Source organism: Amycolatopsis bullii, assembly GCF_014654205.1.
Lineage (GTDB): Bacteria > Actinomycetota > Actinomycetes > Mycobacteriales > Pseudonocardiaceae > Amycolatopsis > Amycolatopsis plumensis.
Genome location: NZ_BNAW01000019.1, coordinates 119,224 through 145,487, shown reverse-complemented (window position 1 = coordinate 145,487; position 26,264 = coordinate 119,224). Strand labels below are relative to the sequence as shown.

Annotated in this window: 15 protein-coding genes; 7 read left to right on the top strand and 8 right to left on the bottom strand. The window is 72.8% G+C overall.

Annotated features, from left to right (window positions below; all coding sequences use genetic code 11):
• The 5 genes from IE317_RS44640 to IE317_RS22195 form a co-directional block, all read right to left on the bottom strand.
• On the bottom strand, positions 1 to 9,790 hold a 9,790-nt coding region (locus IE317_RS44640), incomplete at its 3' end, for a type I polyketide synthase (RefSeq protein WP_444859544.1).
• Between the two features lie 185 nt (positions 9,791 to 9,975).
• On the bottom strand, positions 9,976 to 11,223 hold the full coding sequence (locus IE317_RS22210) for a cytochrome P450 (RefSeq protein WP_191313011.1): 1,248 nt from the start codon (positions 11,221 to 11,223) through the stop codon (positions 9,976 to 9,978).
• 29 nt (positions 11,224 to 11,252) lie between these two features.
• The gene (locus tag IE317_RS22205) at positions 11,253 to 12,503 is read right to left on the bottom strand and encodes a macrolide family glycosyltransferase (RefSeq protein ID WP_191313010.1); all 1,251 of its coding nucleotides are present in this window, start codon (positions 12,501 to 12,503) and stop codon (positions 11,253 to 11,255) included.
• The gene (locus tag IE317_RS22200; protein WP_191313008.1) at positions 12,500 to 13,744 is read right to left on the bottom strand and encodes a macrolide family glycosyltransferase; all 1,245 of its coding nucleotides are present in this window, start codon (positions 13,742 to 13,744) and stop codon (positions 12,500 to 12,502) included. Before IE317_RS22200 ends, IE317_RS22205 begins: the two co-directional genes overlap by 4 nt.
• A gap of 14 nt (positions 13,745 to 13,758) precedes the next feature.
• Positions 13,759 to 15,387: a family 20 glycosylhydrolase gene (locus IE317_RS22195; protein ID WP_191313006.1), complete on the bottom strand. Its 1,629-nt coding sequence runs from the start codon at positions 15,385 to 15,387 to the stop codon at positions 13,759 to 13,761.
• A 264-nt stretch (positions 15,388 to 15,651) separates the two neighbouring features.
• Between IE317_RS22195 and IE317_RS22190 the strand changes: the two genes are divergently transcribed.
• Together IE317_RS22190 and IE317_RS22185 are read left to right on the top strand one after the other, a co-directional pair.
• Complete coding sequence (locus IE317_RS22190) at positions 15,652 to 16,761, top strand: DegT/DnrJ/EryC1/StrS family aminotransferase (RefSeq protein WP_191313004.1); 1,110 nt, start codon at positions 15,652 to 15,654, stop codon at positions 16,759 to 16,761.
• Between the two features lie 14 nt (positions 16,762 to 16,775).
• A complete protein-coding gene (locus IE317_RS22185; protein ID WP_191313002.1) occupies positions 16,776 to 18,038 on the top strand; it encodes an activator-dependent family glycosyltransferase in 1,263 nt (420 codons plus the stop codon).
• A gap of 66 nt (positions 18,039 to 18,104) precedes the next feature.
• Here the strand turns inward: IE317_RS22185 and IE317_RS22180 are convergent, their stop codons facing one another.
• The gene (locus IE317_RS22180; RefSeq protein ID WP_191313000.1) at positions 18,105 to 19,499 is read right to left on the bottom strand and encodes an NDP-hexose 2,3-dehydratase family protein; all 1,395 of its coding nucleotides are present in this window, start codon (positions 19,497 to 19,499) and stop codon (positions 18,105 to 18,107) included.
• A 41-nt stretch (positions 19,500 to 19,540) separates the two neighbouring features.
• Positions 19,541 to 20,134: a dTDP-4-dehydrorhamnose 3,5-epimerase family protein gene (locus tag IE317_RS22175; protein ID WP_191312998.1), complete on the bottom strand. Its 594-nt coding sequence runs from the start codon at positions 20,132 to 20,134 to the stop codon at positions 19,541 to 19,543.
• Between the two features lie 181 nt (positions 20,135 to 20,315).
• Here IE317_RS22175 and IE317_RS22170 point away from each other — a divergent pair, with 181 nt between their 5' ends.
• From IE317_RS22170 to IE317_RS22155, 4 genes are read left to right on the top strand one after another with little or no spacing between them, the layout of a single operon-like run.
• Positions 20,316 to 21,530, top strand: a complete 1,215-nt coding sequence (locus IE317_RS22170; protein ID WP_191312996.1) for a macrolide family glycosyltransferase — start codon at positions 20,316 to 20,318, stop codon at positions 21,528 to 21,530.
• 49 nt (positions 21,531 to 21,579) lie between these two features.
• The gene (locus IE317_RS22165; RefSeq protein WP_191312994.1) at positions 21,580 to 22,542 is read left to right on the top strand and encodes an ATP-binding cassette domain-containing protein; all 963 of its coding nucleotides are present in this window, start codon (positions 21,580 to 21,582) and stop codon (positions 22,540 to 22,542) included.
• A 16-nt stretch (positions 22,543 to 22,558) separates the two neighbouring features.
• The gene (locus IE317_RS22160) at positions 22,559 to 23,413 is read left to right on the top strand and encodes an ABC transporter permease (protein WP_229902843.1); all 855 of its coding nucleotides are present in this window, start codon (positions 22,559 to 22,561) and stop codon (positions 23,411 to 23,413) included.
• A complete protein-coding gene (locus IE317_RS22155; protein WP_191312992.1) occupies positions 23,410 to 24,288 on the top strand; it encodes a TIGR03621 family F420-dependent LLM class oxidoreductase in 879 nt (292 codons plus the stop codon). The genes IE317_RS22160 and IE317_RS22155 overlap by 4 nt, the downstream gene beginning before the upstream one ends.
• Positions 24,289 to 24,428: 140 nt before the next feature.
• Here the strand turns inward: IE317_RS22155 and IE317_RS22150 are convergent, their stop codons facing one another.
• A complete protein-coding gene (locus IE317_RS22150; RefSeq protein ID WP_191312990.1) occupies positions 24,429 to 25,646 on the bottom strand; it encodes a class I SAM-dependent methyltransferase in 1,218 nt (405 codons plus the stop codon).
• 220 nt (positions 25,647 to 25,866) lie between these two features.
• Here IE317_RS22150 and IE317_RS22145 point away from each other — a divergent pair, with 220 nt between their 5' ends.
• Entirely contained in the window at positions 25,867 to 26,190 is a 324-nt protein-coding gene (locus IE317_RS22145) for a hypothetical protein (protein ID WP_191312988.1), read from the top strand.
• Positions 26,191 to 26,264 lie beyond the last annotated feature (74 nt).

Sequence of the window (26,264 nt, the reverse complement as noted above, 5' to 3'; positions counted from 1 at the left end):
CCGCGCGCGAGGTCAGCACGAGGTGCCCGGCGCCCCGCCCGGCCAGCCAGCGGGCGACGTGCCCGCCGATCGCCCCGGTCCCGCCCGTGACGAGCACCGTGCCCCGCGGCGTCCAGTCCCGCACGGGGGCGGTGGCCGGCAACGGCGCCCGGACGAGCCGGCGGGCCAGGACACCGTGGTCCCGCACCGCGACCTGGTCCTCGCCGCCGGTGCCGGCCAGCACGGCGACCAGCCGCCGGGCCGCTCGCTCGTCGAACGTCTCGGGCAGGTCGACGAGCCCGCCCCACCGGCTCGGCTCTTCGAGACCGAACACCCGGCCGAGGCCCCAGACCTGCGCCTGCGCGGGCGCACGCGGCGGGTCCGACGGCCCGGTCGACACCGCGCCGCTCGTCACCAGCCACAGCGGCGCAGCGATGTCCACATCGGACAATGCTTGGACCAGCGCGAGCGTGGCCTGCGCGTCGAGGAACCCGAGGACGGCCCCCGGGTTCTTGCCGGAAAGCTCGCGGGCCAGGCCTTCCCGGTCGGCCGCGTCAGGCCGGAGGAGCTCCGGTTCGGCGCCCGCGGCGGCGAGGGCCGCCACGATGCTCGTGACCGTCTCCTCGGCCACCTCCTCGCCGACGACCAGCAGCCACTCGCCGGAGAGCGCGGATTCCTTCGCCGGAACGGGCTGCCACGCGATGCGGTAGCGCCATTCCTCCACAGTGGACTTGTCCCGGCTGCGGCGCCGCCACGACGACAACGCCGGCAGTACCGGGCCGAGTTCGTCCTCCGGCAGCGCCAGCTGACCGGCCAGTCCTTCGAGGTCCTCGCGGTCGACCGCGTCCCAGAACGCCGCGTCCACCGCGTCCTTCGCCGGGGCGGAACCGCGCTCGGGCGTGAGCCAGTACCGCTGCCGCTGGAACGCGTACGTCGGCAGGTCGACGAGCCGCGGTTCGCAGGCGGCGAAGACGGCGTCCCAGTCCGGCGACACACCTCGCACGTGCAGCTCGGCCAGCGAGGTGAGGAACCGCGCCTCGCCGCCCTCGCCGCGCCGCAGCGTGCCGACGACCACCGTCGGCTCGCCCGCGATCTCGTCGAGCGTCTCCTGGACGCCCATCGCCAGCACCGGGTGCGAGCTCACCTCGACGAACGCGGTGAAACCCTCGCCGGCGAGCACGCGGATCGCGGCTTCGAACCGGACGGGCTCGCGCAGGTTGGTGTACCAGTAGCGGCCGTCCACCGTGGTCCCGCCGGCCCACTCGCCGGTCACGGTCGAGAGGAACGGCACGCGCGGCTCGCGCGGCTCGATCGGGGCAAGGTCCGCCGTCAGCCGGTCCTCGATGGCTTCGACGTGCGGCGAGTGCGACGCGTAGTCGACCGCGATGACCTTGGCGCGGACGCCGTCCGCCACGCAGTCCGCGACCACGGTGGCCAGCGCGCCGGGGTCGCCGGAGAGCACCACCGACGAGACGCCGTTGACCGCGGCGACGGCGACCCGCCCGCCGAGTGCGGCGATCCGCTTCCCGGCCTCCTCGGCCGGCAGCGCGACGGAGGCCATGCCACCGTGCCCCGAGAGGCACTCCGCGATGGCCTTGCTCCGCAGCACGACGACGCGCGCGGCGTCCGCCAGCGACAACGCACCGGACACGCAGGCGGCGGCGATCTCGCCCTGCGAGTGCCCGACCACGGCGTCCGGGTGGATGCCGCGCGATTCCCAGAGCGCGGCCAGCGACACCATCACCGCGAACGACACCGGCTGGACGACGTCGACCCGCTCCAGCAGCGCGGCGTCGGTCAGCGCGTCCGGCAGCGACCAGTCGACCAGCTCGCCGAACGCGGCGGCGCACTCCGCCATCCGCGCCGCGAACACCGGCGACGAGCCGAGCAGCTCCGCCCCCATGCCCGCCCACTGGGCGCCCTGGCCGGGGAACACGAAAGCCACCCGACCCTTGACGTCCGCGACCCCGCGGACCGCGCCGGCGCCGGTCAGCCCCGCCGCCAGGTCCGCGGTCGCCGAACCCACCACCACCGCACGGTGTTCGAACGACGACCGCGACGAGACGAGCGAGTAGCCGACGTCGGCCGGACGCTCCGGCACCGAGCTCACGTGCGCGGCCAGCCGGGCCGCCTGCTCTCGCAGCGCCGCCGCGGACCGCGCCGACAGCACCCACGGCACCACCGGGGAACCGGGCAACTCGCGTGCCGGGCGCTCGACGGCCTCCGGGGCCTGTTCGAGCACCACGTGCGCGTTCGTGCCGCTCATCCCGAACGACGACACCGCGGCCCGCCGGGGCCGCTCCGCGGACGGCCACGACCGCGGTTCGGTCAGCAGCCGCACCTCGCCGGCGGACCAGTCCACGTGCGGCGAGGGCTCGTCGGCGTGCAGCGTGCGCGGCAACAGCTCGTGGCGGAGCGAAAGCACCATCTTGATGACGCCGGTGATCCCGGCGGCGGCCTGGCCGTGCCCGACGTTGGACTTGCCCGACCCGAGCCACACCGGCCGGTCCCGGTCCTGCCCGTAGGTCGCGAGCAACGCCTGCGCTTCGATCGGGTCGCCCAGCGGCGTCCCGGTCCCGTGCGCCTCGACGGCGTCCACATCGGACGGTCCGAGACCCGCGTCGGCCAGCGCCGCCCGGATCACCCGCTGCTGCGAAGGACCGTTGGGCGCCGTGAGGCCGTTCGAGGCGCCGTCGGAGTTCACCGCCGAGCCCCGGATCACGGCCAGGACCGGGTGCCCGTTGCGGCGGGCGTCCGACAGCCGCTCGACGAGCACCATCCCGGCGCCCTCGGCCAGCCCCATGCCGTCGGCCTGCGCGGAGAACGCCTTGCACCGGCCGTCGGCGGCGAGCCCCCGCTGGCGGCTGAAGCCGACGAAGCCGATCGGGTCGGCCATCACCGCCGCGCCCCCGGCGAGCGCGAGCTCGCACTCGCCGCCGCGCAACGCGCGGATCGCGAGGTGCAGCGCCACGAGCGACGACGAGCACGCCGTGTCGACGGTGAGCGCGGGACCTTCCAGGCCCAGTGCGTAGGCGATCCGGCCGGACACCACGCTCGTCGACGAACCGGTGACGAGGTGGCCCTGCGCCTCGGCGGCCACGCCGTCGGAAGTGGCGCCGAAACCCTGGTGGGACGCGCCGATGAAGACGCCGGTGGCCGAGCCGCGCAGGGAGGCCGGGTCGATCCGCGACCGCTCCAGCGTCTCCCACGCGCCCTCGAGCAGCAGCCGCTGCTGCGGATCCATCACCGCGGCTTCGCGCGGCGAGATGCCGAAGAAGGCCGGATCGAATTCGGCCGCGTCACGCAGGAACCCGCCGTCCCGCGCGTAGGTCGTGCCCGCCGCGGTGTCGTCGGCGGCGAAGAGCCGGTCGAGGTCCCAGCCGCGGTCGGGCGGGAAGCCGGAGATCACGTCGCCGCCGTCGAGCAGCAGCTGCCAGAAGTCCTCCGGGCTGCGGATGCCGCCGGGCAGGTGGCAGGCCATCCCGACGATCGCGATGGGTTCGTCGGCGACCCGGGCGGGGGCCGCGGCTTCGGCGGGCGCGGGCTCCTCGCCGAGCAGCTCCGCGAGCAGGTGGCCGGCGAGCACCGCCGGGGTGGGGTAGTCGAAGACGAGCGTGGCGGTCAGCTTGAGGCCGGTCGCCGCGGTCAGCCGGTTGCGCAGCTCGACCGCGGTCAGCGAGTCGAAGCCGAGGTCGCGGAACGGGCGCTCCGCCTCGATCAGCGTGCCCGCCCGGTGCCCGAGCACGGCGGACGCCTCGGCCTGGACGAGCTCCACCAGCGTCCGGGTCCGGTCCGCCTCGCCGAGCCGGGCGAGGCTGCGGCGCAACGCCGGCTCGCCGGAAGAGCTCCCGGCCGCGGCCCGCCGGGCCGTCGTCCGGACCAGACCGCGCAGCAGCCACGGCAGCGAGCCGGCCCGCGCCTGCTCCCGCAGCGCCGCCCGGTCCAGGCGGATCGGCACCTGGACCGCCTCGTCGAGCAGCCGTGCGCGGTCGAACAGCGCCAGACCCTCCGTTGTGGACAGTGGCGCCACGCCGATGCGGCGCAGCCGCGCCACGTCGGCGTCGGTGAGGTGCGCGGTCATCCCGCTGCGCTGCTCCCAGAAACCCCACGCCAGCGCGACGGCGGGCAGGCCGCTCGCCCGGCGGTGCTGCGCGAGCGCGTCGAGGAAGCTGTTGGCGGCCGCGTAATTGCCCTGGCCCGCGTCGCCGAAGATGCCGGCGCCCGCGGAGAAGAGCACGAACTCCGCGAGGTCGAGGTCCCGGGTCAGCTCGTGCAGGTGCCACGCGGCGTCCACCTTGGGCCGCAGCACCGCGTCGAGCCGTTCCGGGGTCAGCGACTCGACGACGCCGTCGTCGAGGACACCGGCGAGGTGCACCACGGCGGTCAGCGGGTGCGCCGCCGGGATCCGCGCGAGCACGCTCGCCAGCTCCTCGCGGTTCGCCGCGTCGCAGGCGACGATGTCGACCTCGGCACCGAGGCCGGTGAGCTCGGCGCGCAGCTCGGCCGCACCCGGTGCGTCCGCGCCGCGCCGCCCGAGCAGCAGCAGCCGCCGCGTGCCGGTGGCGGCCAGGTGGCGGGCGACCTCCGCACCGAGGGTGCCCGTGCCGCCGGTGAGCAGCACGGTGCCGTCCGCCGGGCGGGACCGCGGAACGGTCAGCACGACCTTCCCGACGTGGCGGGCCTGGCTGACGAACCGGTAGGCCTCGGGCGCGCGCCGCACGTCCCACGGACGCGACGGCAGCGGCTGCAGCGCGCCCTCGGCGAACAGCCGCAGCACCTCGGTCAGGATCTCCCGGACGCGCTCCGGCGCGGCCTCCACCGCGTCGAACGCCCGGTACCAGACCTCGGTGGCGGCGGCGATCTCCTCGGCGTCGCGGATGTCGGTCTTGCCCATCTCCACGAACCGGCCGCCGTCGCGCAGGAGGCCCAGCGAGGCGTCGACGAACTCGCCGGCCAGGGAGTTCAGCACGAGGTCGAAGCCGCCCTCGCCGGCGAACCGCTCGGCGAAGCGCAGGTCCCGCGACGACGCGAGGCGCGTGTCGTCGAGGCCCAGCTCGCGCAGCGCGGGCCACTTGGCCTCGCTCGCCGTGCCGAAGACGTCCGCGCCGAAGTGGCGGGCGAGCTGGACGGCGGCCATGCCGACACCGCCGGCCGCGGCGTGCACGAGGACGCGGTGCCCCGCCGCGATCCGGCCGAGGTCGACGAGGCCGTAGTAGGCGGTCAGGAACACCACGGGCACGCCGGCCGCCCGCTCGAACGTCCAGCCGTCCGGCACCGGCACGAGCAGCCGGTGGTCGGTGACCGCGACGGTCGCGATGGAGTTCCCGCGGAAGATGCCGGTCACCCGGTCGCCGGGCGCGAGCCCGGTGACGCCGGCGCCGACCTCGGTCACCACGCCGGCCGCCTCGCTGCCCATCACGGCGTCGTCGCCGGGGTACATCCCGAGGGCGATGAGGACGTCCCGGAAGTTCAGGCCCGCGGCCCGGACCTCGACGCGGACCTCGTCGTGGCCGAGCGGTGCGTCCGTCGCGGACAGCAGGGCGAGGCCGTCGAGCGCACCCTTCTTCGCGGTGCCGAGCAGCCACGCGCCGTGCTCCGGCGGCACCAGCGCCGGGTGCTGCGCCGGCAGCTTCGCCAGCCGCGCCGCGCACACCTTGCCACCGGTGACGGCCAGCTGCGGCTCGCCCGAACGCAGCGCGCCGAACAGGCCGCCGGGCAGCTCGCCGGACGTCGCTTCGGCGCCGAGGTCGAGCAGCACGACCCGGCCGGGGTGTTCGGAAGCGGCCGATCGGAGCAGGCCCCAGGCCGCCGCGGCGGCGAGGTCGGTCACCGGTCCGTCGGGCGTGCCGACCGCGCCGCGGGTGACGACCACGAGCCGCGCGCCCGCGAACCGCTCGTCCGCCAGCCAGCGCTGGACGACCACGAGCACCCGCCGCGTCGCCACCCGCGTGGCCTCGGCCAGGTCTCCCGGGCCGTCAGTGGCTCCGGAGTGCGGCAGGAACACCAGCTCGGGAACCTCGCCGTCGAAGGCGTCCAGGTCGGCGTACACCTCGGCGGGCAGGCTCGCCGGAACGATGCCCGCCGGGTCGTCGCCGAGCACCGCGCAGCGTGGCGTCTCGTGCGCCGGCTCGCCGGCCGGGACCCAGTCGACGAAGTACAGCGAGTCGTGGCCGCGGTCCGTGGCGGCCTCCGGTGCGGCGAACGGCCGCAGCGCGAGCGATTCGACGCTCGCCACCGGTTCGCCGAGCGGGTCGGCCAGCGCGATGGACACCGATCCGGCGCCGGACGGCGTCAGCCGGACCCGCAGCGCGGTGGCCCCGCTCGCGTGCAGCCGGACGCCGTTCCAGGAGAACGGCAGCAGCGGCGAGCCGGAGCCGTCGAAGGCGCCCGTGAAGCCGATGGCGTGCAGCGCCGCGTCGAGCAGCGCCGGGTGCAGGCCGAACGCGGCCGCGTCCGGACGGGCCTGCTCGGGCAGTTCGACCTCGGCGAGCACCTCGTCGCCGAGCCGCCACGCCGTGCGCAGGCCGCGGAACACCGGGCCGTAGCCGTAGCCACGCTCGCCGAGCGTCTCGTACGGCTCCCCGAGGTCGAGCGCGACGGCGCCCTCGGGCGGCCACGACCCGGCCGCGGGACCCGGCACCCCGGTGTCCGGTTCGAGCACGCCGGTGGCGTGCCGCGTCCACGGCAGGCCGTCGTCGGCGTCCTCGGGCCGCGAGTGGATGACGAGTGAGCGCGCACCTTCGCCGTCGGCCGGGCCGAGGGCGAGCTGGAGCACCACCGCGCCGTTGTCCGGCACCGGCAGGGCCGCTTCCAGGGTGAGCTCCCGGACCACGCCGCAGGCGACCTGGTCACCGGCGCGGACCGCCAGTTCGAGGAACGCCGTGCCGGGCAGCAGCACCGTGTCGCCGACCCGGTGGTCGAGCAGCCACGGGTGCGTGCGCGGGGACAGCCGTCCGGTCAGCACGACCTGGTCGGACTCGGCGAGCGTCATCACCGCGCCCAGCAGCGGGTGCTCCGGCGAGCGGAGGCCGGCTCCGGACACGTCGCCGGTCGCCGCGGCGGTCTCCAGCCAGTAGCGCTCGCCGCCGAAGGCGTACGTCGGCAGCTCCACCGTGCGGGCACCCGAATCCGCGAACGGCGCGAGCCGGTCCGGTTCGAGGATGCCGACCTGGGTTTCGGCGACCGAGAGCAGGAACCGGCCGAGGCCGCCGTCGTCGCGGCGCAGCGACCCGACGGCGATCGCGTCGGCGCCGCGCTCCTCGATGGTTTCCTGGATGCCCGTCGTGAGCACCGGGTGCGGGCTCACCTCGACGAACGCGTCGCGGCCCTCGTCGAGCAGAGCGCGCACCGCCTCGTCGAACCGCACGGTGCCGCGCAGGTTGGTGTACCAGTACTCGGCGTCCAGCTCGCGCGTGTCCAGCCAGCCGGCGGTCACGGTCGAGTAGAACGGGATCCGGCCGGCCCGCGGCTCGATCGGCGCCAGCTCGGCGAGCAGGCGCTCGCGCAGCGACTCGACGTGCGCCGAGTGCGACGCGTAGTCGACGGGAATGCGCTTGGCGCGCACGCCCTCGGCCCGGCAGGCGGCGATCAGCTCGTCGAGCGCGCCGGGTTCGCCGGCCACCGCGACCGCGCTCGGCCCGTTGACGGCCGCCACGGAAAGCCGGTCGGCGAACGGCGCGAGCAGCTCGCGGACCCGCTCGACGGGAGCCGCCACCGAGGCCATCCCGCCCCGGCCCGCCAGTTCCGCGGCGATGGCGATGCTGCGCAGCGCCACCACGCGGGCGGCGTCCTCCAGCGACAGCGCGCCGGCCACGCAGGCCGCGGCGATCTCGCCCTGCGAGTGCCCGACGACGGCGGACGGGCGAATCCCGTTGGCCCGCCACAGTTCCGCGAGCGACACCATCATCGCGAACAGCGCCGGCTGCACGACGTCGACCCGGTCGAGGCCCGGCGCGCCGTCTTCGCCGCGCAGCACGGCGGTCAGCGACCAGTCGACGAACGGCGCCAAAGCCCGCTCGCAGTCGGCGATCCGCTCGGCGAACCGGGGCTCGGTGTCGAGCAGTTCCACCGCCATCCCGGCCCACTGCGCGCCCTGGCCCGGGAAGACCAGGACCGCGCGGCCCTCGGCCCGCGCGGTGCCGACGCGCAGGTGGGCGGCGGACTCGCCGTCGGCGAGCGCCCGCAGCCCCGCGATCAGCTCCCCGGCGTCCGAGCCGACGACGGCGCCCCGCCTCGGCAACGCGGCCCGCGTGCTCGCCAGCGAGAACCCGATGTCGAGCGGGCTCGGCGCGTCGTCGGTTTCGACCGCGGACAGCAGCCGCGCGGCCTGGGCCCGGAGCGCGTCGTCGTCGTGGCCCGACAGCAGCCAGGTCACCGGTCCCGGACGCGCGGCCGGTGCGGCGTCCTCGGCCTCTTCCGGTTCCGGCGCCTGTTCGAGGATCACGTGCGCGTTGGTGCCGCTCGCGCCGAAGGCGGACACCGCCGAACGCCGCGGGCCGTCACCCTCCGGCCACGGCGTCCGCTCGGTCAGCAGCCGGACCGTGCCCGGCGACCAGTCGACGTGCGGGCTCGGCGCGTCGACGTGCAGCGTGCGCGGCAGGCTGCCGTGCCGCATCGCCAGCACCATCTTGATCACCCCGACCACGCCGGCGGCGGCCTGGGTGTGGCCGATGTTGGACTTGATCGTGCCCAGCCACAGCGGCTGCCCGGCCGTGCGCCCGGCGCCGTAGGTGGCCAGCAGCGCCTGCGCTTCGATCGGGTCGCCCAGGGTGGTCCCGGTGCCGTGCGCCTCGACCGCGTCGACGTCCGCGGGAACCAGCCGCGCGTCGGCGAGCGCGTCCTGGATGACCCGCTGCTGCGACGGTCCGTTCGGTGCGGTGAGCCCGTTCGACGCCCCGTCGGAGTTCACCGCGCTGCCGCGCACGACGGCGAGCACCGGGTGGCCGTTCTTCCGCGCGTCGGACAACCGCTCGAGGAGGAGCACGCCGACGGCCTCGCTCCAGCCGGTGCCGTCGGCACCGGCCGCGAAGGCCCGGCACCGGCCGTCGGCGGAGAGCCCGCGCTGCCTGCTGAACTCCACAAAGGACTGTGGCGTGGCCATCACCGTCGCCCCGGCGGAGACCGCCATCGAGCACTCGCCCGCGCGCAGCGCACGCACCGCGAGGTGCAGGGCGACGAGCGCCGAGGAACACATCGTGTCGACGGTGACCGCGGGGCCCTCGAGCCCGAAGCTGTAGGCGAGCCGCCCGGACAGCACCGCGGTGCAGCTGCCGGTGAGCAGGTGCCCCTCGATGCCCTCGGCGGCGGCGATCGGACCGGAACCGTAGCCCTGGTTGCTGGCGCCGACGAAGACGCCGGACCGGCTGCCGCGCAACGAGGACGGGTCGATCCCGCCGCGCTCGAACGCCTCCCAGGCGAGCTCGAGCAGCAGCCGCTGCTGCGGGTCCATGGCCGTCGCCTCGCGCGGCGAGATGCCGAAGAACCCGGCGTCGAACGTGCCCGCGTCCTCGAGGAAGCCGCCCGAGCGGGTGTAGGTGTGCCCGGCGCGGTCCGGGTCCGGGTCGTAGAGCGCGTCGGCGTCCCAGCCGCGGTCGGTGGGGAACTCGCCGATCACGTCACGCTCGTCGACGAGCAGGCGCCACGCGCCCTCCGGGGTACGCACCCCGCCGGGGAGCCGGCAGCTCATCGAGACGATCGCGATCGGCTCGCTGTCCCGGGCCTCGGCCGCGCGCAGCCGCTGCCGGGTCTCGCGCAGGTCGGCCGTGACGCGCTTGAGGTAGTCGCGAAGTTTCTGCTCGGTGTCCATGGCGATGTCAGCTCCTCGAGAAGTCGGCCGGGCGGTGCCGGCGAGCCGACCGATGTCTTCACAGTGCCGGGTCGCCGCCGGGCGGACGAGGTCGGCGGGGAAGATCTAGGTGGACCACTAACTCCCGCCCGTCCGCAGCCGGGCCCGTCAATCCACAGTGGACTGACGGGCCCGGTGGGTGCGCGAGGGGGTCAACCGGGGGTCTCGTCCCAGGTCACGGGGAGCCGGTGGACGCCGTAGTGCAGCATGTCCTCCTTCGTCGGCACCTCGTCGGCGGGAACGGCCAGCCGCAGCGAGCCGAACCGCTCGAACAGCGCGCGGTAGCCGACGCGCAGGGTCAGCCGGGCCAGGTGCTGCCCGAGGCACTGGTGCACCCCGTGCCCGAACGCCACGTGCCCCTGGGTGTTGCGGCCGAGGTCGAGGACGTCCGGATCGGGGAACCGCGCCGGATCCCGGTTCGCCACCGGCAGCGCCACGACCACGGTCTGGCCCTGCTCGATCGTCTCGCCGCCGATCGTCACGTCCGACAGCGCCGCCCGGCTCGCCCCGAGGTGCGAGACCGTCAGGTAGCGCAGCAGCTCCTCGACCGCGTTGTCCAGCAGCTCCGGTTCCGCACGCAGGCGGGCGAGCTGGTCCGGGTGCTCCAGCAGGGCGAAAACCCCGAGCGCCAGCATGTTCCCGCTGGTGTCGAAGCCCCCGCCGAGCAGCGCCCAGGCGATGTTGATCAGCTCGCCGTCGGTGAGCTCCCCGGCCGCGGCCAGCTCGCCGAGCAGGTCCGGCGTCGCCTTCTCCCGCTTCTCCTGCACGACCTCCGTGAGCAGCCTGCCGAGCTCGACGACCGCCTCGGTCAGTTCTTCGATCGTGTAGGACATCCGGGAGACGACGGCGAGGTGCTCGGCCAGCGGCGCCCGGTGCCGCGGCGGGATGCCCATCAGCTCGCACATCACCCGGATCGGGAACGGTTCGGCGAACGACGCCACCAGGTCCGCCCCCGGGCCCGCGTCGGCGAGCGCGTCGAGGCACTCCTGCGCGACCTGCTCGACCATCGGCGTCAGCTCACGGACCCGCCGCACCGTGAAGTACCCGGCGAGCAGCCGGCGGTACCGCAGGTGCTCCGGCGGGTCCATCGAGATGAACGCGCCCGGTTCCGGGGCCGGCGCGCGGTAGACGACCTGCTTGCTGTCGTCGCCGGTCGGGATCGGCGAGGGGATGGACAGCGAGATGAGGTCCTTGCGGTGGCTGAACCGGTCGTCGGCGAGGATGCGCCGCACTTCGTCGAGCCCGGTCGCCACCCAGCCGTCGCGGCCGTCCACGCTCACCGGCATGGCGATCTTCGTGATCGGCCCGGCCTTCGTCAGCGCCGCGTAGCCCTCGGCCGGGTCGAACGGGCAGCGCCGTTCGACGGGCAGTCGCGGGTTCCCGGCCGCGCTGTCGGACATCTCCGTCTCTCCTGTCGTCGTCCCGGCCGTCACGGTGCGGCCGGGTGGAGCTCGGCCGCCGGTTGCGGCGAGGTCAGGCGCTGCTCCAGCACGTCGGCCGCCTTCCGCGCGCCGCCCGCGCCGCGCACGTGTTCGCGCATGACGGCGACCCGCGCGCGCATCCCGTCGTCCGCCGCGGCGTCGAGCACGGCCGCGCGCAGCCGATCCGGCGTCACCGACCCGTGGTCCAGCCGCGTGGCGAGCCCGAGTTCGAGCAGCCGGCGCGTGTTGAGGTGCTGCTCGGTGTGGTGCGGGACGACGACCAGCGGCACCCCGAAGTACAGGGACTCCAGCACGCTGCCCATGCCCGCCTGGCACACCACGAGGTCCGCGTGCGGCAGCACCGCCGCGTGCGGGATCCACTGGTGCACCTCGACGTTCGGCGGCGGCGTGCCGACGTCCTCGATCCGGAGCCTGCCGCCGAGGGTCATCACGACGTGCCAGGGCAGGCCGGCGAAGGCGCGCAGGCAGTCGCGGAAGAACCCGGGCCGGTCGTTCACCGTCGTCCCCAGCGTCACGAGCACGACCCGCTTGCCCTCCGGCGGGCGCCAGTCGTGGTCCACGGCGGGGCCGGTGGGCGGACCGACGAAGGCGTAGCTGTCGTCGAAGGTTTCGGCGGCCGGCTGGAACTGCTTCGGGACGAAGACCAGGTTGAACTCACGGTCGCCCTGGTACAACCGGACCAGCGACGCGTCGTCGACGCCGTAGTCCGCCGCGTACCCGGCGATCAGCCGGTCGAACTCGACCAGCCCGGGGTGCGCGGGGTCGAGCGGGCCGATGTCGCTCCCGCCCTCGCCGAGGATGCGCGCGCCGTCGTCGTTGAGCGAGAAGCTTTCGTTCGAGGCGAAGGTCGGGATCAGCTGCACGGACGGCAGGCCGGTCCGCCACGCGGTGAACCGCCCGGGAGCCCACAACGTCGTGTCGTAGGCAAGCAGGTCGGGCGGATCGGCGGCGAAGGCGGCGTCGATGCCCGGCGCGACGGCCATGGTCATCGACAGCAGGTTCGCCGGCAGCCAGGCGGCTTCGTCCGCGGTGTGGTACTCCGAGGGCGGTCCCGTCCCCAGTTCGGCGGAGTAGGCGACGGCGCGGGCCCCCGTGGCCGCCACGCGTTCGGCGAACGTCGGCGTGGTGAAACAGGTGACGCGGTGCCCCCGCGCGGTCAGCTCGGCGAGCACGGGCAGCACCGGGGTCGTGTGCCCGAACGCCGGGTAGGGCAGGAACGCGAAGTGACGGCGGCTCATCGCGACTTCGCCACCGCTTCGATGGCGTCGGCCGCGGCCGACGTCCCGCCCGCGGCGCGGATCTCGTCACGCACTTTCGCGACCCGCTCCTTCGCCGCGCTGTCGCCGGCGAGCCCGAGCACCGCCGCGCGCAGGGTCTCCGCGTCGGCGTCCGCGGGCATCACCATGCGCCCGAGCCCGAGCTCGACCAGCCGCTCGCCGATCAGCTGCTGCTCCCCGAGCCGGGGCACGACCACCGGCGGCACCCCGAAGTACAGCGCCTCCATGGTGCTGCCCATCCCGGCGTGCGCGAGCAGCGCGTCGGCCCGCCGCAGCACTTCCAGCTGCGGCACCCAGGGCACGACGTCGAAGTTCGACGGCAACGGCCCCAGCTCGGCCGGCTTGACCTGGGTCCCGACCGCCATCACGACGGTCCAGTCCACGTCGCCGAACGCGCGGACGCACTGGCGGTAGAACTCCGCCCGGTTCTCGTAGCCGTGACTGCCCATCGTGATCAGCAGCAGCGGCCGGTCACCGGCGGGCGGGGGCCAGTCGCCGTCACCGGCACGCCGTCCGTTGCCGAGCGACGGGCCGGTGAACACGAAGCCGTCGCCGAAGGTTTCGGCGCCGAGCTGGAACGACTTCGGCAGGAACACTACGGAGAGGTCCTCACCGCCCGCGCTGAACTCCTCGACCGAGAGGTCCGCGAACCCGTGTTCGTCCAAAGTGGCGCGGAAGACCTTGCCGAGCTCGGCGAACGACGGGTGCGTGAAATCGAGCTGGACGTCGCTCAGCTCCGCCAGCCGCGCGTACGGCGAGTACTCGGCGTTGGCGGCGAACGTGGTGCAGGTCTGCACGCTCGGCAGCGACCACTTCCGCGCCAGGAGCCGGCCCGTGTGGTGGGCGTACTGGTCGAACACGATCAGGTCCGGCACGTCGCCGGTGAGCCGCTCTTCGGCCGCCGACAGCGGCGCGAAGCCCTCCAGCACCTGCGCGAGCATGGCGTTGGCCGCGTCGTCGCCGGTCGGCTTCTCGGGAATCGCGACGTCTTCCCAGTTTTCGGGGGTCGTCGACGCGTACGTGAGCACGGCCGCGCCGGCGTCGGCCACCGCGCCGGCGTACTGCCGGGGAGCGGCGTAGGTGACGCGGTGGCCACGGCGGACGAGCTCGGCGACCACCGGCAGCGCCGGGTTGAGGTGCCCGTGCGCCGGGTAGTTGAAGAAGGCGATGTGTTTGTTCTCGGGGTGCTTGTTCTCGGGCATGAGAGCTCCGTTCGCTACCGGGTTTCCCGCGGGGGCCAGTCGATCTGCGGCGAGCGGTAGTAGCCGACACCGGTGAGGTCCCAGTGCGGCCCCTGCGCGGCCAGCCGGTCGCGGAACGAGTTCCAGTCGTGGGCCGCCGCCGGAGACCAGCCGAGCTCGGCGATCGCGGGCAGCCGGGGGAAGGCGAGGACGTCGACGTCCGGCCGTTCGAAGACCAGCTCGGTGAACAGCGGGGCCGAGACGCCGATGACGGACCTCACGTCGATCCCGGGGATCACCGTCTCCGGGTCCCATTCGTAGGCGTCCCGCACCTCGATGAAACCGGCCCAGAACTGCCCGACCGGGTACCCGGGGTTGTCCTCGTCGTACTTCATGTCGAGGTAGGCGTGCTCCGCCGGGGACATGATCAGCTTCGCCCCGTGCCTGCTCGCGTCGGCGATGGCCGGCGAGTCGGCTTCCTCGGGGAACCAGATCTGCGCCGTGGTCCGCGCCGGATCGGCCGAGCCGGTCAGCTCCTGCCAGCCGATGAGCTTCTTGCCGTACTTCGCCACGATCGCCTGCACCCGCTGCACGTAGGCGCGGTACTGGTCCTTCGGGACGTCCTTCGCCTCGTCGCCGCCGATGTTCAGGTACGGGCCCGGGGTCAGCGCGGCGACCTGGCGGATCACGTCGTCGAGGAACCGGTAGGTGATCTCCTTGCCCAGGCACAGGGTGCTGTACGGGCTGCCGTAGATGTCGGTGAAGACCGGCGGCGCGACACCGTCGCAGTTCAGCTCCGCGTACGACGAGCGCGCGGCGTTCGCGTGCGAGGGCCCTTCGATCTCCGGGATCACGGTCATGAAGTGCGCGTCGGCGTACGCGACGATCGCCCGGTAGTCGTCCTGGGTGAAGTAGCCGCCCCGCTCGCCGCCGACGCCGGTCGCCCCGCCCACCGAGGTCAGCCGCGGCCAGCCGTTGATGGCGAGCCGCCAGCCCTGGTCGTCGGTCAGGTGCAGGTGCAGGTAGTTGAGCTTGTAGCGGGCGATGTCGTCGATGTACTTCTTCACCTCGGGCACCGTCCAGAAGTGCCGGGCGACGTCCAGCATCGCGCTGCGGTAGGCGTACCGCGGGTAGTCCGTGACCGACCCGCCGGGCAGCGGCCACGGCCCCGGCTGCACCGAGGTCCGCTCGGCCTTCGCCGGCAGCAGCTGGCGCACGGTCTGCACGCCGTGGTACAGCCCCTCGGCCCGATTCGCCTTGATCCGGACCGAGTCCGCGCCGATGTCGAGGCGGTAGCCCTCCCCGCCGAGTTGCTCACCCCCGCCGAGCTGCAGGGAGATCCCCGGCGGCGTCAGCCCCGGCACCGCCGGGACCACCGGCAGCGGGAAGCCGGTGGCCGGCCGCAGCTGGGCCGCGAAGCCGTCGGCGACCTGCCGCGCCCGCGGCAGCCGCGGGTCGTAGGAGAGCACCGACCACGGCCGCAGCTCGAAGGTCACCCCGTTCGCCGGCTGCACGCTCACCGGCGCCGGGACGACCCGGGCCAGCGACGGGATCCCGTCGGCCGCCACGGCCGGCTGCGCCGCCGGCACCACCAGCCCGGCGACCAGGGCCAGCACGAGGAACAGGCCCCGGAACCGCCGTCGGTCGGTCGTGGATTGCACCATGGTCGGACCACCTCATGAACTCTGGGATCAGCAGGCTCCATGGGTATACCGAGCAGGCACCCCGCCCTAGCGGTGCCGCGGATTCCTAGCAGTTTTCTCAGCGCCGTCCCCTCCGGCGCCGCCCGGCCCGGACCAGGAATTCCCTTAGTACTCGGCAGTGCGGGCTTGCCGCCCGCACGCGCAGCCGATTGCCTTGGCCCGCTGCCCCCGCTCGCGCGACGTCGCGCAGCGTCGTCCCCCCACTTTCGCAGGAGGTACCCCCGGATGCCCATTCTCACCTGGGACTACAAGCAGGAGTACGAGAACGAGCGGGACGACATCCTCGACGCCGTCGACACGGTCTTCCGGTCCGGCCAGCTCGTCATGGGCCAGAGCGTCAAGAACTTCGAAGCCGAGTACGCCGCCTACCACGGCATCGACCACTGTGTCAGCTGTGACAACGGCACGAACGCCATCGTGCTCGCGCTCCGGGCGCTCGGCGTCGGCCGCGGCGACGAGGTCATCACCGTCTCGAACACCGCCGCCCCCACCATCATCGCCATCGACCAGGTCGGCGCGACCCCGGTGTTCGTGGACATCAACCCCGGCGACTACCTGATGAACACCGACCTCGTCGAGGCCGCGATCACCGAACGCACCAAGTGCCTGCTGCCCGTGCACCTCTACGGCCAGTGCGTCGACCTCGCGCCGCTGAAGGCGCTGGCGGCGAAGCACAACCTCGTGCTCCTCGAGGACTGCGCCCAGTCCCACGGCGCCAGGCAGAACGGCGTGCTCGCGGGCACGACCGGCGACGCCGCGGCGTTCTCCTTCTACCCCACCAAGGTGCTCGGCGCCTACGGCGACGGCGGGGCGGTCGTCACGGCGAACGCCGAGACCGCCGCGAACCTGCGCCGGCTGCGGTACTACGGCATGGAGAAGCAGTACTACGTCGTCCAGACGCCCGGCCACAACAGCCGGCTCGACGAGGTGCACGCGGAGATCCTGCGCCGCAAGCTGAAGCGGTTCGACGGCTACCTCGCCGCCCGGCGCCGGGTCGCGCAGCGCTACGCCGAAGGGCTCGGCGACACCGATCTCGTGCTGCCGCAGATCACGCCGGGCAACGACCACGTCTACTACCTCTACGTCGCCCGGCACCCGCAGCGCGAGAAGATCATCGAGCGCATGAGCACCTACGACATCAACATCAGCGTGAGCTACCGCTGGCCCGCGCACACGATGACCGGCTTCGCCCACCTCGGTTACGAGAAGGGCTCGCTGCCGGTGACCGAGGAGCTCGCCGACCAGATCTTCTCGCTGCCGATGTACGCCAGCCTCAGCGAAGACCTCCAGGACAAGGTCATCAGCGCGCTGCGCGAGGTGCTCGCCACCCTCTGACGGAAGGACCCCCGATGCGGGTGCTCTTTGCGACCCTGTCCGAGAAGTCGCACGTCTACGCCATGGCCCCGCTCGGCTGGGCCATGGCCGCGGCCGGGCACGAGGTCAGGATGGCGAGCAATCCCGGGATGGCGCCGGTCATCGCGGGCACCGGGCTGACCGCGGTGCCCGTCGGCGTCGACCACCCGATGCACGACATCGTGATGGAGGCGCAGCGGAACGGGATGCTGGAGAAGGACTACGCGGCCTGGACCGAAATCTCCAGCGACGTGCTGGGCTGGGACGAGGTGCTGCTCAAGTCCACCGAGGAGCGGATGGGCCTCGACGTCTACAGCAACTCGATGGTGCACGAGCTCGTGGAGTTCTGCCTGTCCTGGCGGCCGGATCTGGTCGTCTGGGACCCGCTCACCTTCGCCGGCGCCGTCGCGGCGCGGGTCAGCGGGGCCGCGCACGCGCGGCTGCTGTGGGCCGCCGACGTGTACTCGACGACCCGGGCGGCGTTCCTCGACCTGCGGGCGCAGGACCCGGCGCGGGCCGGCATCGACCCGCTCGGCGACTGGCTCGGCGGGTACCTCGACCGCTACGGCCACGAGTTCGACGACGAGATCCTCAATGGACAGTGGAGCATCGACCTGCTCCCCGCCCGCATCCAGCTGCCGCTCCCGGTGCCCCGCGTGCCGGTGCGCTACACGCCCTACAACGGGCCGTCGATCGCACCGGACTGGGTGCTGCGGCCGCCGGAGAAGCCCCGGGTGTGCCTGACTCCCGGGGCTTCCTTCGGCGTGGACTCGAGCTACCTGCCGATCGGGACGGTGCTCGACTCCCTGGCCGACCTCGACGTCGAGGTGCTGGCGACGTTCGACCCCGGCGAGCTGCCCGCGGCGGCGGTGCCGCCGAACACCAGGCTCACCGGGTTCGTCCCGCTGCACACCCTCCTGCCCAGCTGCTCGGTCACGGTCAACCACGGCGGCTACGGCTCGTGGATCACGGCGGCCTACTACGGCGTACCCCAGTTCCTGCTCCCCATCCGGTACGGCGACCTGATGCCGGTGGCGCACAACCTCAGTGCGGCCGGGGCCGCGTTGTTCGCGGACGGGGCGACGGCCGACGCGGAGCAGGTCCGGCAGGGCGTGCTCCGGCTGCTGTCGGAGCCGTCCTTCGCCGCCGACGCCGGCGCCCTGCGCGCCGAGATGATGACCACCCCGTCGGCGGCGGAGATCGTGCCGCAGCTGGAGCGCCTGACCATCACCCACCGCTCGAACCGCAGCCTCGTCTGACCCGGCGACGAGAAGAGGGCCGGACGTTCCCGTCCGGCCCTCTTCCGCGTGGTCTGCCGCGGCTGGTCAGCGGTTCGCCGTCCCCTGCAGGCTGTGCAGGCACGCGACGATGCTGCGGGCCTGGATGTTGACGTAGTGGCTGTGCCGCAGGAGGTCCGTCAGCTGCGGCAGCGACACCCAGCGGTACTCCTGGAACTGCTCCGGCGGGACGTCGATCCCGGTCTCGACCGCGACGTACCGGTTCAGCGCGTGGTGGAACCGGCCGCCCTCCTCGGAAAGCAGGTTGTCGTACTTGATCCGCGCGGGCCCCGCGCCGAGGATCTCGCCGAGGAACGGCGGGTGGGCCGCGGCGGGCAGCACCGTGTAGTTCTCCGGGGTGCACTGCACCGTCGGGGCGAGCTCGACCACGTCGACGTACCCCGGCTCGACCCGGGCGTGCATGAGGCAGTGGAGCACCCCGTCGATCCGCTTCACGAGCATGCCGACCACGCCGATCCCGATCGGCTCGATCATCGGCTGGCACCAGCGGCGCACCTCGCGCCCGCCCGCGCGGACGTCGACGCCGATCACGTTGAAGAACTTCCCCGACTCGTGCCGGATCGACGTTCCGTCGCGCTGCCAGCCGGTGACCTCGTTGAGCGGGATGCGGTCGGCGTAGACGTCGTTGCGGGTCCGGGCCTCGGTGATCCAGGCGAGCAGGTCGCGCATCCGGGAGCTGTCCGGCGCGCCGGCGAAGGGCAGGCAGGACAGCACGGTCCTGGCGTCCATGTTCACGACGTCTTCCTCGTGCAGCAGCGCGTGCACCTGGCCGAGGCTCAGCCAGCAGAACCCGTCGAGCACCTCGACCTCGGACGACACCTCGATGATCATGTTGCGGTTGCGCTTGTGGTGGAACCACGAGCCCTGCTCGGACTGCCGGACGTCGGCCACCACGCGGCGGTCGTCCGAGCGGTCGCGGAAGTATTCGAGGTAGGGCACCGGTTTGCCCTGGTGGACCCGGGTGTAGTTGCTGCGGGTGGCCTGGACCGTCGGCGACAGCTGCACGCCGTTGCGGTTGCCCGGCTCCACCTTGGCCTGCATGAGGCAGTGCAGGACGCCGTCGAACTCCTTGACCAGGATGCCGAGGATGCCGATCTCGGGCTGGTTGATGATGGGCTGGGTCCAGGACGGCACCGCGGCGTCGGGCAGGCGGACGTCGAGGCCCTCGACGGTGAAGAACTTCCCGCTGTCGTGCACGATGTTGCCGGTCACCGGATGGGTGGCCCACCCGGTCAGCTCGTCCAGCGGAACCCGTTCGACGGCGGTGTAGTTGCGTTCCGCGCAGGCGGCGAACCACCGGTGGAACTCGTCGAGGCCCAGCACCTTCCCGTCGGCGCACGACACGGACTTCGCGATCCGTTCGGCGATCGCCGGCTCGTCGTCGACAGGCGGAGGTGCGAGCATCGTGGTGGCGTCGGTCATCTGAGCTCCTCGTCGCACCGGCTTCGATGCGGTCAACGTTTTCAGGGCAGCGGAAACAGCGCGCGGCACCGCTCGTAGTCCGGCAGCATCCCGCGGGCTGCGGCCTCGTCGAGGGTCACCGCGGCCGTGTCGCGTTCGGACATGAGCGGCTCGGTGCCGGCCGGGATGGGCAGCCCGATCCGCGGGTCGAGCGGGCTGATCGAGAGCTCCTCGCTCGGCACGTACCGCGTCGAGCACAGGTACGACATCACGGTGTCGTCTTCCAGCGCGACGAACGCGTGGCCGAGCCCCTCCGCGAGGTACAGCGAGCGGAACGACTCCCCGTCCAGCTCCACGGCGTCCCACGTCCCGAACGTGGGCGAGCCGACCCGCAGGTCGACCGCGATGTCGAGGGCGCGGCCGCGCGCGCAGAACACGTGCTTGTAGCCGGCCGGGGGCATCGCGGTGAAGTGGATCCCGCGCACGACACCGCGCCGGGAAGTGCTGTGGATCGTCCGCGACAGCTCGAAGGGCCGTCCGGTCACCGCACTGAAGTCCGGCTCCTCGAACGGCGACACGAACGTTCCGCGGTCGTCGGTGTACACGACGGGCGTGAACTCGACGGCGCCGGAAATGGACAGCTGGCGTGCTTTCACGACGCCCGACCCTAGGTCGGCATCCGGGGCGCGGCGGCCATCGCCGGCGAACAATGGGGAATCGACTAGGACTGGCCCGCCGCCGGCCACCGGGCGGGGGCGCATGCCCGACCATGGCAGGTGATCGCAGGTCCAGGCGATCAGTCACGCCCGTTCTCCCGAAACGAGGGTCCGACCACCGATGACCGGTCACATCGCGTTCTTCAGCTTCCCGGCGTACGCCCACATCGCGCCGACTTTGCCGGTCGTGGCGGAACTGGTCGAGCGCGGGCACCGGGTCACCTACGCGGTCGCGGACCGGTTCGCCGGCCAGGTGGCCGCCACCGGGGCGGCCGTCCTGCCCTACGACTCCACGTTCCCCTGGGAGAAGGGGCTTTCCGGCGCCGGGACCCGGGCCGCGATGACCGAAATGGTGACCAGCTTCGTGTCCGAGGCGCTCTCGTCGCTGCCGGCCGCGCTCGACCGGTTCACCGGCGACGTCCCCGACCTGTTCGTGCACGACCACGCGGCGTCCGAGACCGCGCGCATCCTCGCCAAGGCCTGGGACCGCCCGGTCGTGCAGACCGTGCCGACGATCGCCTCCAGCGAACGGTTCTCGATGAGCCGGGAGCAGGACAAGCACGCGGCGGGCCGGCCCACCCTGCAGCCGGACGACCCGGCGCTCGTCGAGTTCTTCCTGCGGCAGCAGGAACTGCTCGAGAAGTTCGGGCTCGGCGACGTCGACATCGAAGGCTTCGGGGCCGAGCACGGCCCCAACATCGTGTTCGCGCCGCGGGAGTTCCAGCCCTTCGGCGCCGAGTTCGACCCGCGGTTCGCGTTCGTCGGGCCGTGCTTCGGGAAGGACGAGCCGGACACCGGCGGCTGGACGCCGCCGGACGGCCGCCCGGTGGTGCTGGTTTCGCTCGGCACCTCCTACAGCCCCGGCCGCGTCGAGTTCTTCAAGCGGTGCGCGCAGGCGTTCGCCGGCACCCGGTGGCACGTCGTGATGACGCTCGGCTCCGCGATCGCCCCGGCCGACCTCGGGCCGCTGCCGGCGAACGTCGAGCCCCGCCAATGGGTTCCGCACCCCGCCGTCCTCCGGCACGCCGGCGTCTTCGTCACGCACGCGGGCATGGGCAGTGTCATGGAGGCGCTCGACGCCGGCGTTCCGATGGTGTGCGTGCCGCAGCAGGTCGACCAGCACGTGATCGCGGGCCAGGTCGCCGCGCTCGGCCTCGGCCGGACCGTCCCCGGGCCCTTGGACGCCGAGGAACTGGTGGAGGCCGTCGACGCCGTGGCCGTCGACGATCGGTGCCGCGCCGCGCTGCGCGCCATGCGCACGCACCTGCGCAACGCGGGCGGGGCCGGCAAGGCCGCCGAAGTGCTGGAAGGCTGCCTGGCCGGGGCGACCGCGTGACCCACGACGACGAGAACCGGGTGCGGCACCCGGGAGGAGGCCGGACCCCATGACCGAGTTCGCGATCGAGGTCGACAGGCTCAGCAAGAGCTTCGGCACCGTGCACGCCCTCGACGAAGTGAGCCTGACCGTGCCGAAGGGCAGCGTCTGCGGCCTGCTCGGCCACAACGGCGCGGGCAAGACGACGCTGGTCAACATGCTGAGCACGCTCCTGCTGCCGACCGGCGGCGCGGCTACCGTCGCCGGCTTCGACATCGTCCGCGAGGGCGCGCAGGTCCGCAGGCGCATCGGCCTGACCGGCCAGTTCGCCTCCGTCGACGAGAACCTGACCGGCTTCCACAACCTGGTGCTCATCGCCCGCCTGCTCGGCGCCTCGAAGCGGGACGCGCGGGCGCGGGCCGACGAACTGCTCGAGGTGATGGGCCTGGTCGAAGCCGGGAAGCGGTACGCGAAGACGTACTCGGGCGGCATGCGGCGCCGGCTCGACCTCGCGGCCAGCCTCGTCGGCCGGCCGGAGCTGATCTTCCTCGACGAACCGACGACCGGGCTCGACCCGTCGGCCCGCATCACGATGTGGCAGCTCGTCAAGCGCCTCGTGCGCGAGGGCACCACGGTGCTGCTGACCACCCAGCTGCTCGACGAGGCCGAACAGCTGGCCGACTCGATCACCCTGCTGTCACAGGGGAAAGTCGTCGTCTCCGGTACCCCCGCCGAACTGAAGGCCAGGGTCGGCACGCGGACGGTGACGATCACGCTGGCCTCGGAGGCGGACATCCCGGCGGCGACCACGGCCCTGCTGGACGTCGGACTGCCCCCGCAGATCGCCGGCGGCGACACCGACGAGGACGCCGAGACCGAGCTTTCGGTGCCCGCGGAAAGCCCGGCCGATCTGGCCCGCGTGGTGCGGGCGCTCGACGACGCGGACGTGACCCCACGCCGGCTCGCGCTGGTCGAACCGCGCCTGGACGACGTGTACCTGGCCTTCACCCACACCGCGCCGAACGCGGCCTGATCCCGGGAGCAAGAACGTGACGACGGTGACGACGGGGCAGCGGACGACCGGCGAACTCGCGCCGCCGGGAGTCGATGTCAGCACCTGGCACGGTGCCGGCTTCCCCACGCAGGTGGCGCTGCTGACCGGACGGCTGCTGCGGCAGCAGGCGCAGCACCCGCTGTCGGCGTTGCTCGGCCTGCTGCAGCCGATGGTGATCCTCTTCCTGTTCACCCAGGTGTTCGCGAAGGTCGTCGCCGGCACCGGCCAGCTGACCGGCGGGATCAGCTACCTGGACTTCCTGATGCCGGCGATCGTGGTCATCGGGGCGTTCACCACCGCGGTGAACTCCGGCGCGGGCATGGTCGAGGAGGTCAAGAACGGCGTGATGGCCCGGCTCCGGTCGCTGCCCATCACCTCGGCGTCGGTGGTGATCGCCCGCAGTCTCGCCGACGCGGTGCGCAACGCCGTCCAGCTGGGCGTGATGCTCGTCGTCGCGGTGCTCGTGTTCGGCTTCCGGCCGGCCGGGGGCGTGCTCGGCACGCTCGGGTGCTGGCTCGTGGCCGTCCTGATCGGCTGGTCGCTGAGCTGGGTGTTCATGGCGCTGGCGACCTGGATCCGGGACGCCGAGCTGACCCAGGTCGCCGGGGCGACCATCATGCTGCCGCTGATGTTCGCCTCGTCGGCCTACGTCCCCATCGACAGCATGACCGAGTGGATGGGCGCGGTGGCGCGGGTCAACCCGCTCACCTTCGCCGTCGACACCTCGCGCTCACTGGCCCTCGGGCTGCCGCTGGAGAGCGGCCCGCTGTGGGCCCTGCTCGTCTCGATCGCCGGCGTCGTGCTCGCGATCGTCATGGCCCTGCGTGGTTTCCGGCGGCGGGCGGCGTGACCCGGCCGTTCCGCTTCGGTGTCGTCCTGATCTCCGAGGGCTGCTCGCGCGCGGAATGGGTCGCGAAGAGCCGCCGCGCGGAGGAGCTGGGCTACGACGTCGTCGCCGCCCCCGACCACCTCAACCTCACCTCGCCGTTCCCGTCGGTGGTGCTGACCGCGGAGAACACGACCTGGCCGCGGGTCGGCACGTACGTGCTCAACGCCGCCTTCCACAACCACACGCTGCTGGCGAGGGACCTCGCGACGCTCGACCAGTTCACCGACGGACGCCTCGAGATCGGTCTCGGCGCCGGCTACGTCGAGTGGGAGTTCACCGCCGCCGGCGTGCCGTTCGGCGCGCCGGGCACCCGCGTCGACCGGCTCGTGTCGGCCGTGACGGAGATCGAGCGGGCCTTCGACGATCCCGGCAGTCCCAAGACGGTGCAGCGGCCCCGGCCGCCCCTGCTCCTCGCCGGCCACGGCGACCGGGTGCTGCGCCTGGCCGCGCGCCACGCGGAGGTGGTCGGCCTGACAGGCGCGAAGTTCGACCCCGCCCACGGGCGGATGACCATCGCCACGGCCGCGCAGATGGACGAGCGCGTCGCCTACGTGCGCGCGTGCGCCGGCGACCGGGCCGGCGAAGTCGAGCTCAACCTGCTGTCCAAGGCGACCCTGCTGACCACCGACCGCGGCTCGGCGATCGAGCGGCTCCGGCGGTTCGGGCCCGAACTCCCCGAGGACGAGCTCCTCGGCGCACCGACGGTGCTGGTGGGCACGCCCGCGGACGTCGCGGCGAAGCTGCACGAGATCCGCGATCGCTACGGGATCTCCTACACCACCGTCATGGAGAACTCCATGGAGAACTTCGGCAAGGTCATCGAAGCCGTCCGCTGAACGGGAAACGCCGGTGGGGTGATCGCTGCTGCGATCACCCCACCGGCGCGTGCGCGTTCGGTCCGCGCTGGGGACGGGTTTGCGGCGGCCGGGCCCTGGTGGTCCCGGGCCGGGCCGCCGCAGCGGGGAAGAACCGTGCTTCAGACGGTGTGGACGTCCGGCACGTAGAGGATCCACTTGCCGCCGTTGCGCCGGAACTCCTGCTCCTTGGCGAGGATCTCGTCGGCGTGGTTCCACGCGAACAGCAGCGCGTAGTCGGGGTAGGGGTCGCGGAAGGCCTCCGGGCCGCGGACCGGGATGTGGCTGCCCGGGGTGACCCGGTTCTGCTTCTGCGGCGTGATGTCGCAGACGAACTCGACGAGGTCCGGGCCGAGCCCGCACAGGTTCGCCACGGTCGCGCTCTTGGCGGTGGCGCCGTAGGCGACCACCCGCTTGCCCTCGTAGCGCAGCTTGGTCAGCAGGGTGACGAGGTCGTCCTTGATGGCCGTGACGCGCATGCCGAACTCTTCGAGGGTGGACAGCTGCGCGAGTCCGCGCGCGTCCTCCTCGGCCAGCAGCTCCTCGACGGCGGGCTTCGGCTCGCGGGCGCCCTGCCGGGCGATCGTGTACCGGACTTCGCCGCCGTGCACGCCGAAGTGTTCGACGTCGACGAGCTCCAGGCCGAACCGGCGCGCCATGTTGCGCACCGCCCGCGCGGTGAACAGGTAGAAGTGCTCGTCGTAGATCTGGTCGAACGACGCGCGCTCCACGATGTCGCCGAGGTAGGGGTCCTCGAAAACGAAGATGCCGTTCGGCTTCAGCAGGGCGGCCACGCCGCGGAAGATGGAGTCGAGGTACGGGATGTGGCAGATCGTGTTCGCCGCGAAGATGACGTCGGCGTTGCCCTCGGCCGCGACGACGGCGAGCGCCTCCGACTCCTCGAAGAAGGCGGTGCGCGTGCGGATCCCCTTGCTGCGCGCGCGTTCGGTGACCGCGCCGGAGGGGTCGACGCCGAGGTGCTTGACGCCGGCGTCGGCGATCGCCTTGAGCATCACGCCGTCGTTGCTGCCGATCTCGACGATGAACGGGTCCGGCCCGGTCAGTTCGGTGTCGAGGAAGGCCCGCGCGGTGTGCTCGAAGTGCTTGCGCATCACCTCCGAACCGGAGGAGTAATACGGGTAGTCCTCGTGGAACATCTTGTCCCGGGGGACTTCCTCCATCAGCTGGACCATCGTGCAGGCACCGCACATGCCGACGGTGAGCCGGTAGAAGAACTCTCCTTCGAGCTTGTCGGGCTCGAGGAAGGCATCAGACAGAGGCTGGCGACCGAAGTCGTAGACTTCGGTGAGGGCGCCGCCGCAGGTACGACATTCAGGCATGTCATCAACGTAAAGCCCGCTGTTCCGGCGTTCAACGTCTTCTAAGGATGCCCCTAGGTGTCCTTGGCGGCGAGGCCGGCGCGGGGGTGCCGGAGTGAAGATGGAGACGACTTTCTTCCGCCCGCAGGAACATCTCCGTGACTCATTAACCACACCCGCGCTCACTCTGGTACTGTCACTTCCCTAGGTAACACCGGTCGGGAAATTCGGGGAAGGTTCCATGGCAAACCTGGAGAGTTGGCAACTGATTGCGGGAGTCGGCGGCGGCATCGTGCTGGCCCTGATTTTCCTGTGGGCGCTCGCGGGCTCCGTCGGCGCGGTTTCGGTCACGAAGAAGTCGCGCAAGTCCTCGGCCGCGAACAAGGGCCTCGCCCGCGGCTACGCGCTGCTGGTGCTCGGCCTCGCCGCGTTCCTCGAGGCCAAGGTGCTGTTCAAGGACGGGGAGACCACCCAGTTCACCCTCTTCGCCATCGGCGGCCTGCTGCTGATCATCGCCATCGTGGTGATCATCGGCGCCGAGCGCAAGCAAAAGAAAGGGGTCTGAACACCCACACCCGGGTTAACCACGGCAGAACTTTCCTGAGGGCCGCGTGACGTTTCGTCCGCGGCCCTCAGTCA

Coding starts and splice junctions, on each gene's coding strand:
- IE317_RS22210 (WP_191313011.1), bottom strand. CDS start 11,223: ATGTCCGACAGCGCGGCCGGGAACCCGCGACTGCCCGTCGAACGGCGC.
- IE317_RS22205 (WP_191313010.1), bottom strand. CDS start 12,503: ATGAGCCGCCGTCACTTCGCGTTCCTGCCCTACCCGGCGTTCGGGCAC.
- IE317_RS22200 (WP_191313008.1), bottom strand. CDS start 13,744: ATGCCCGAGAACAAGCACCCCGAGAACAAACACATCGCCTTCTTCAAC.
- IE317_RS22195 (WP_191313006.1), bottom strand. CDS start 15,387: ATGGTGCAATCCACGACCGACCGACGGCGGTTCCGGGGCCTGTTCCTC.
- IE317_RS22190 (WP_191313004.1), top strand. CDS start 15,652: ATGCCCATTCTCACCTGGGACTACAAGCAGGAGTACGAGAACGAGCGG.
- IE317_RS22185 (WP_191313002.1), top strand. CDS start 16,776: ATGCGGGTGCTCTTTGCGACCCTGTCCGAGAAGTCGCACGTCTACGCC.
- IE317_RS22180 (WP_191313000.1), bottom strand. CDS start 19,499: ATGACCGACGCCACCACGATGCTCGCACCTCCGCCTGTCGACGACGAG.
- IE317_RS22170 (WP_191312996.1), top strand. CDS start 20,316: ATGACCGGTCACATCGCGTTCTTCAGCTTCCCGGCGTACGCCCACATC.
- IE317_RS22165 (WP_191312994.1), top strand. CDS start 21,580: ATGACCGAGTTCGCGATCGAGGTCGACAGGCTCAGCAAGAGCTTCGGC.
- IE317_RS22150 (WP_191312990.1), bottom strand. CDS start 25,646: ATGCCTGAATGTCGTACCTGCGGCGGCGCCCTCACCGAAGTCTACGAC.
- IE317_RS22145 (WP_191312988.1), top strand. CDS start 25,867: ATGGCAAACCTGGAGAGTTGGCAACTGATTGCGGGAGTCGGCGGCGGC.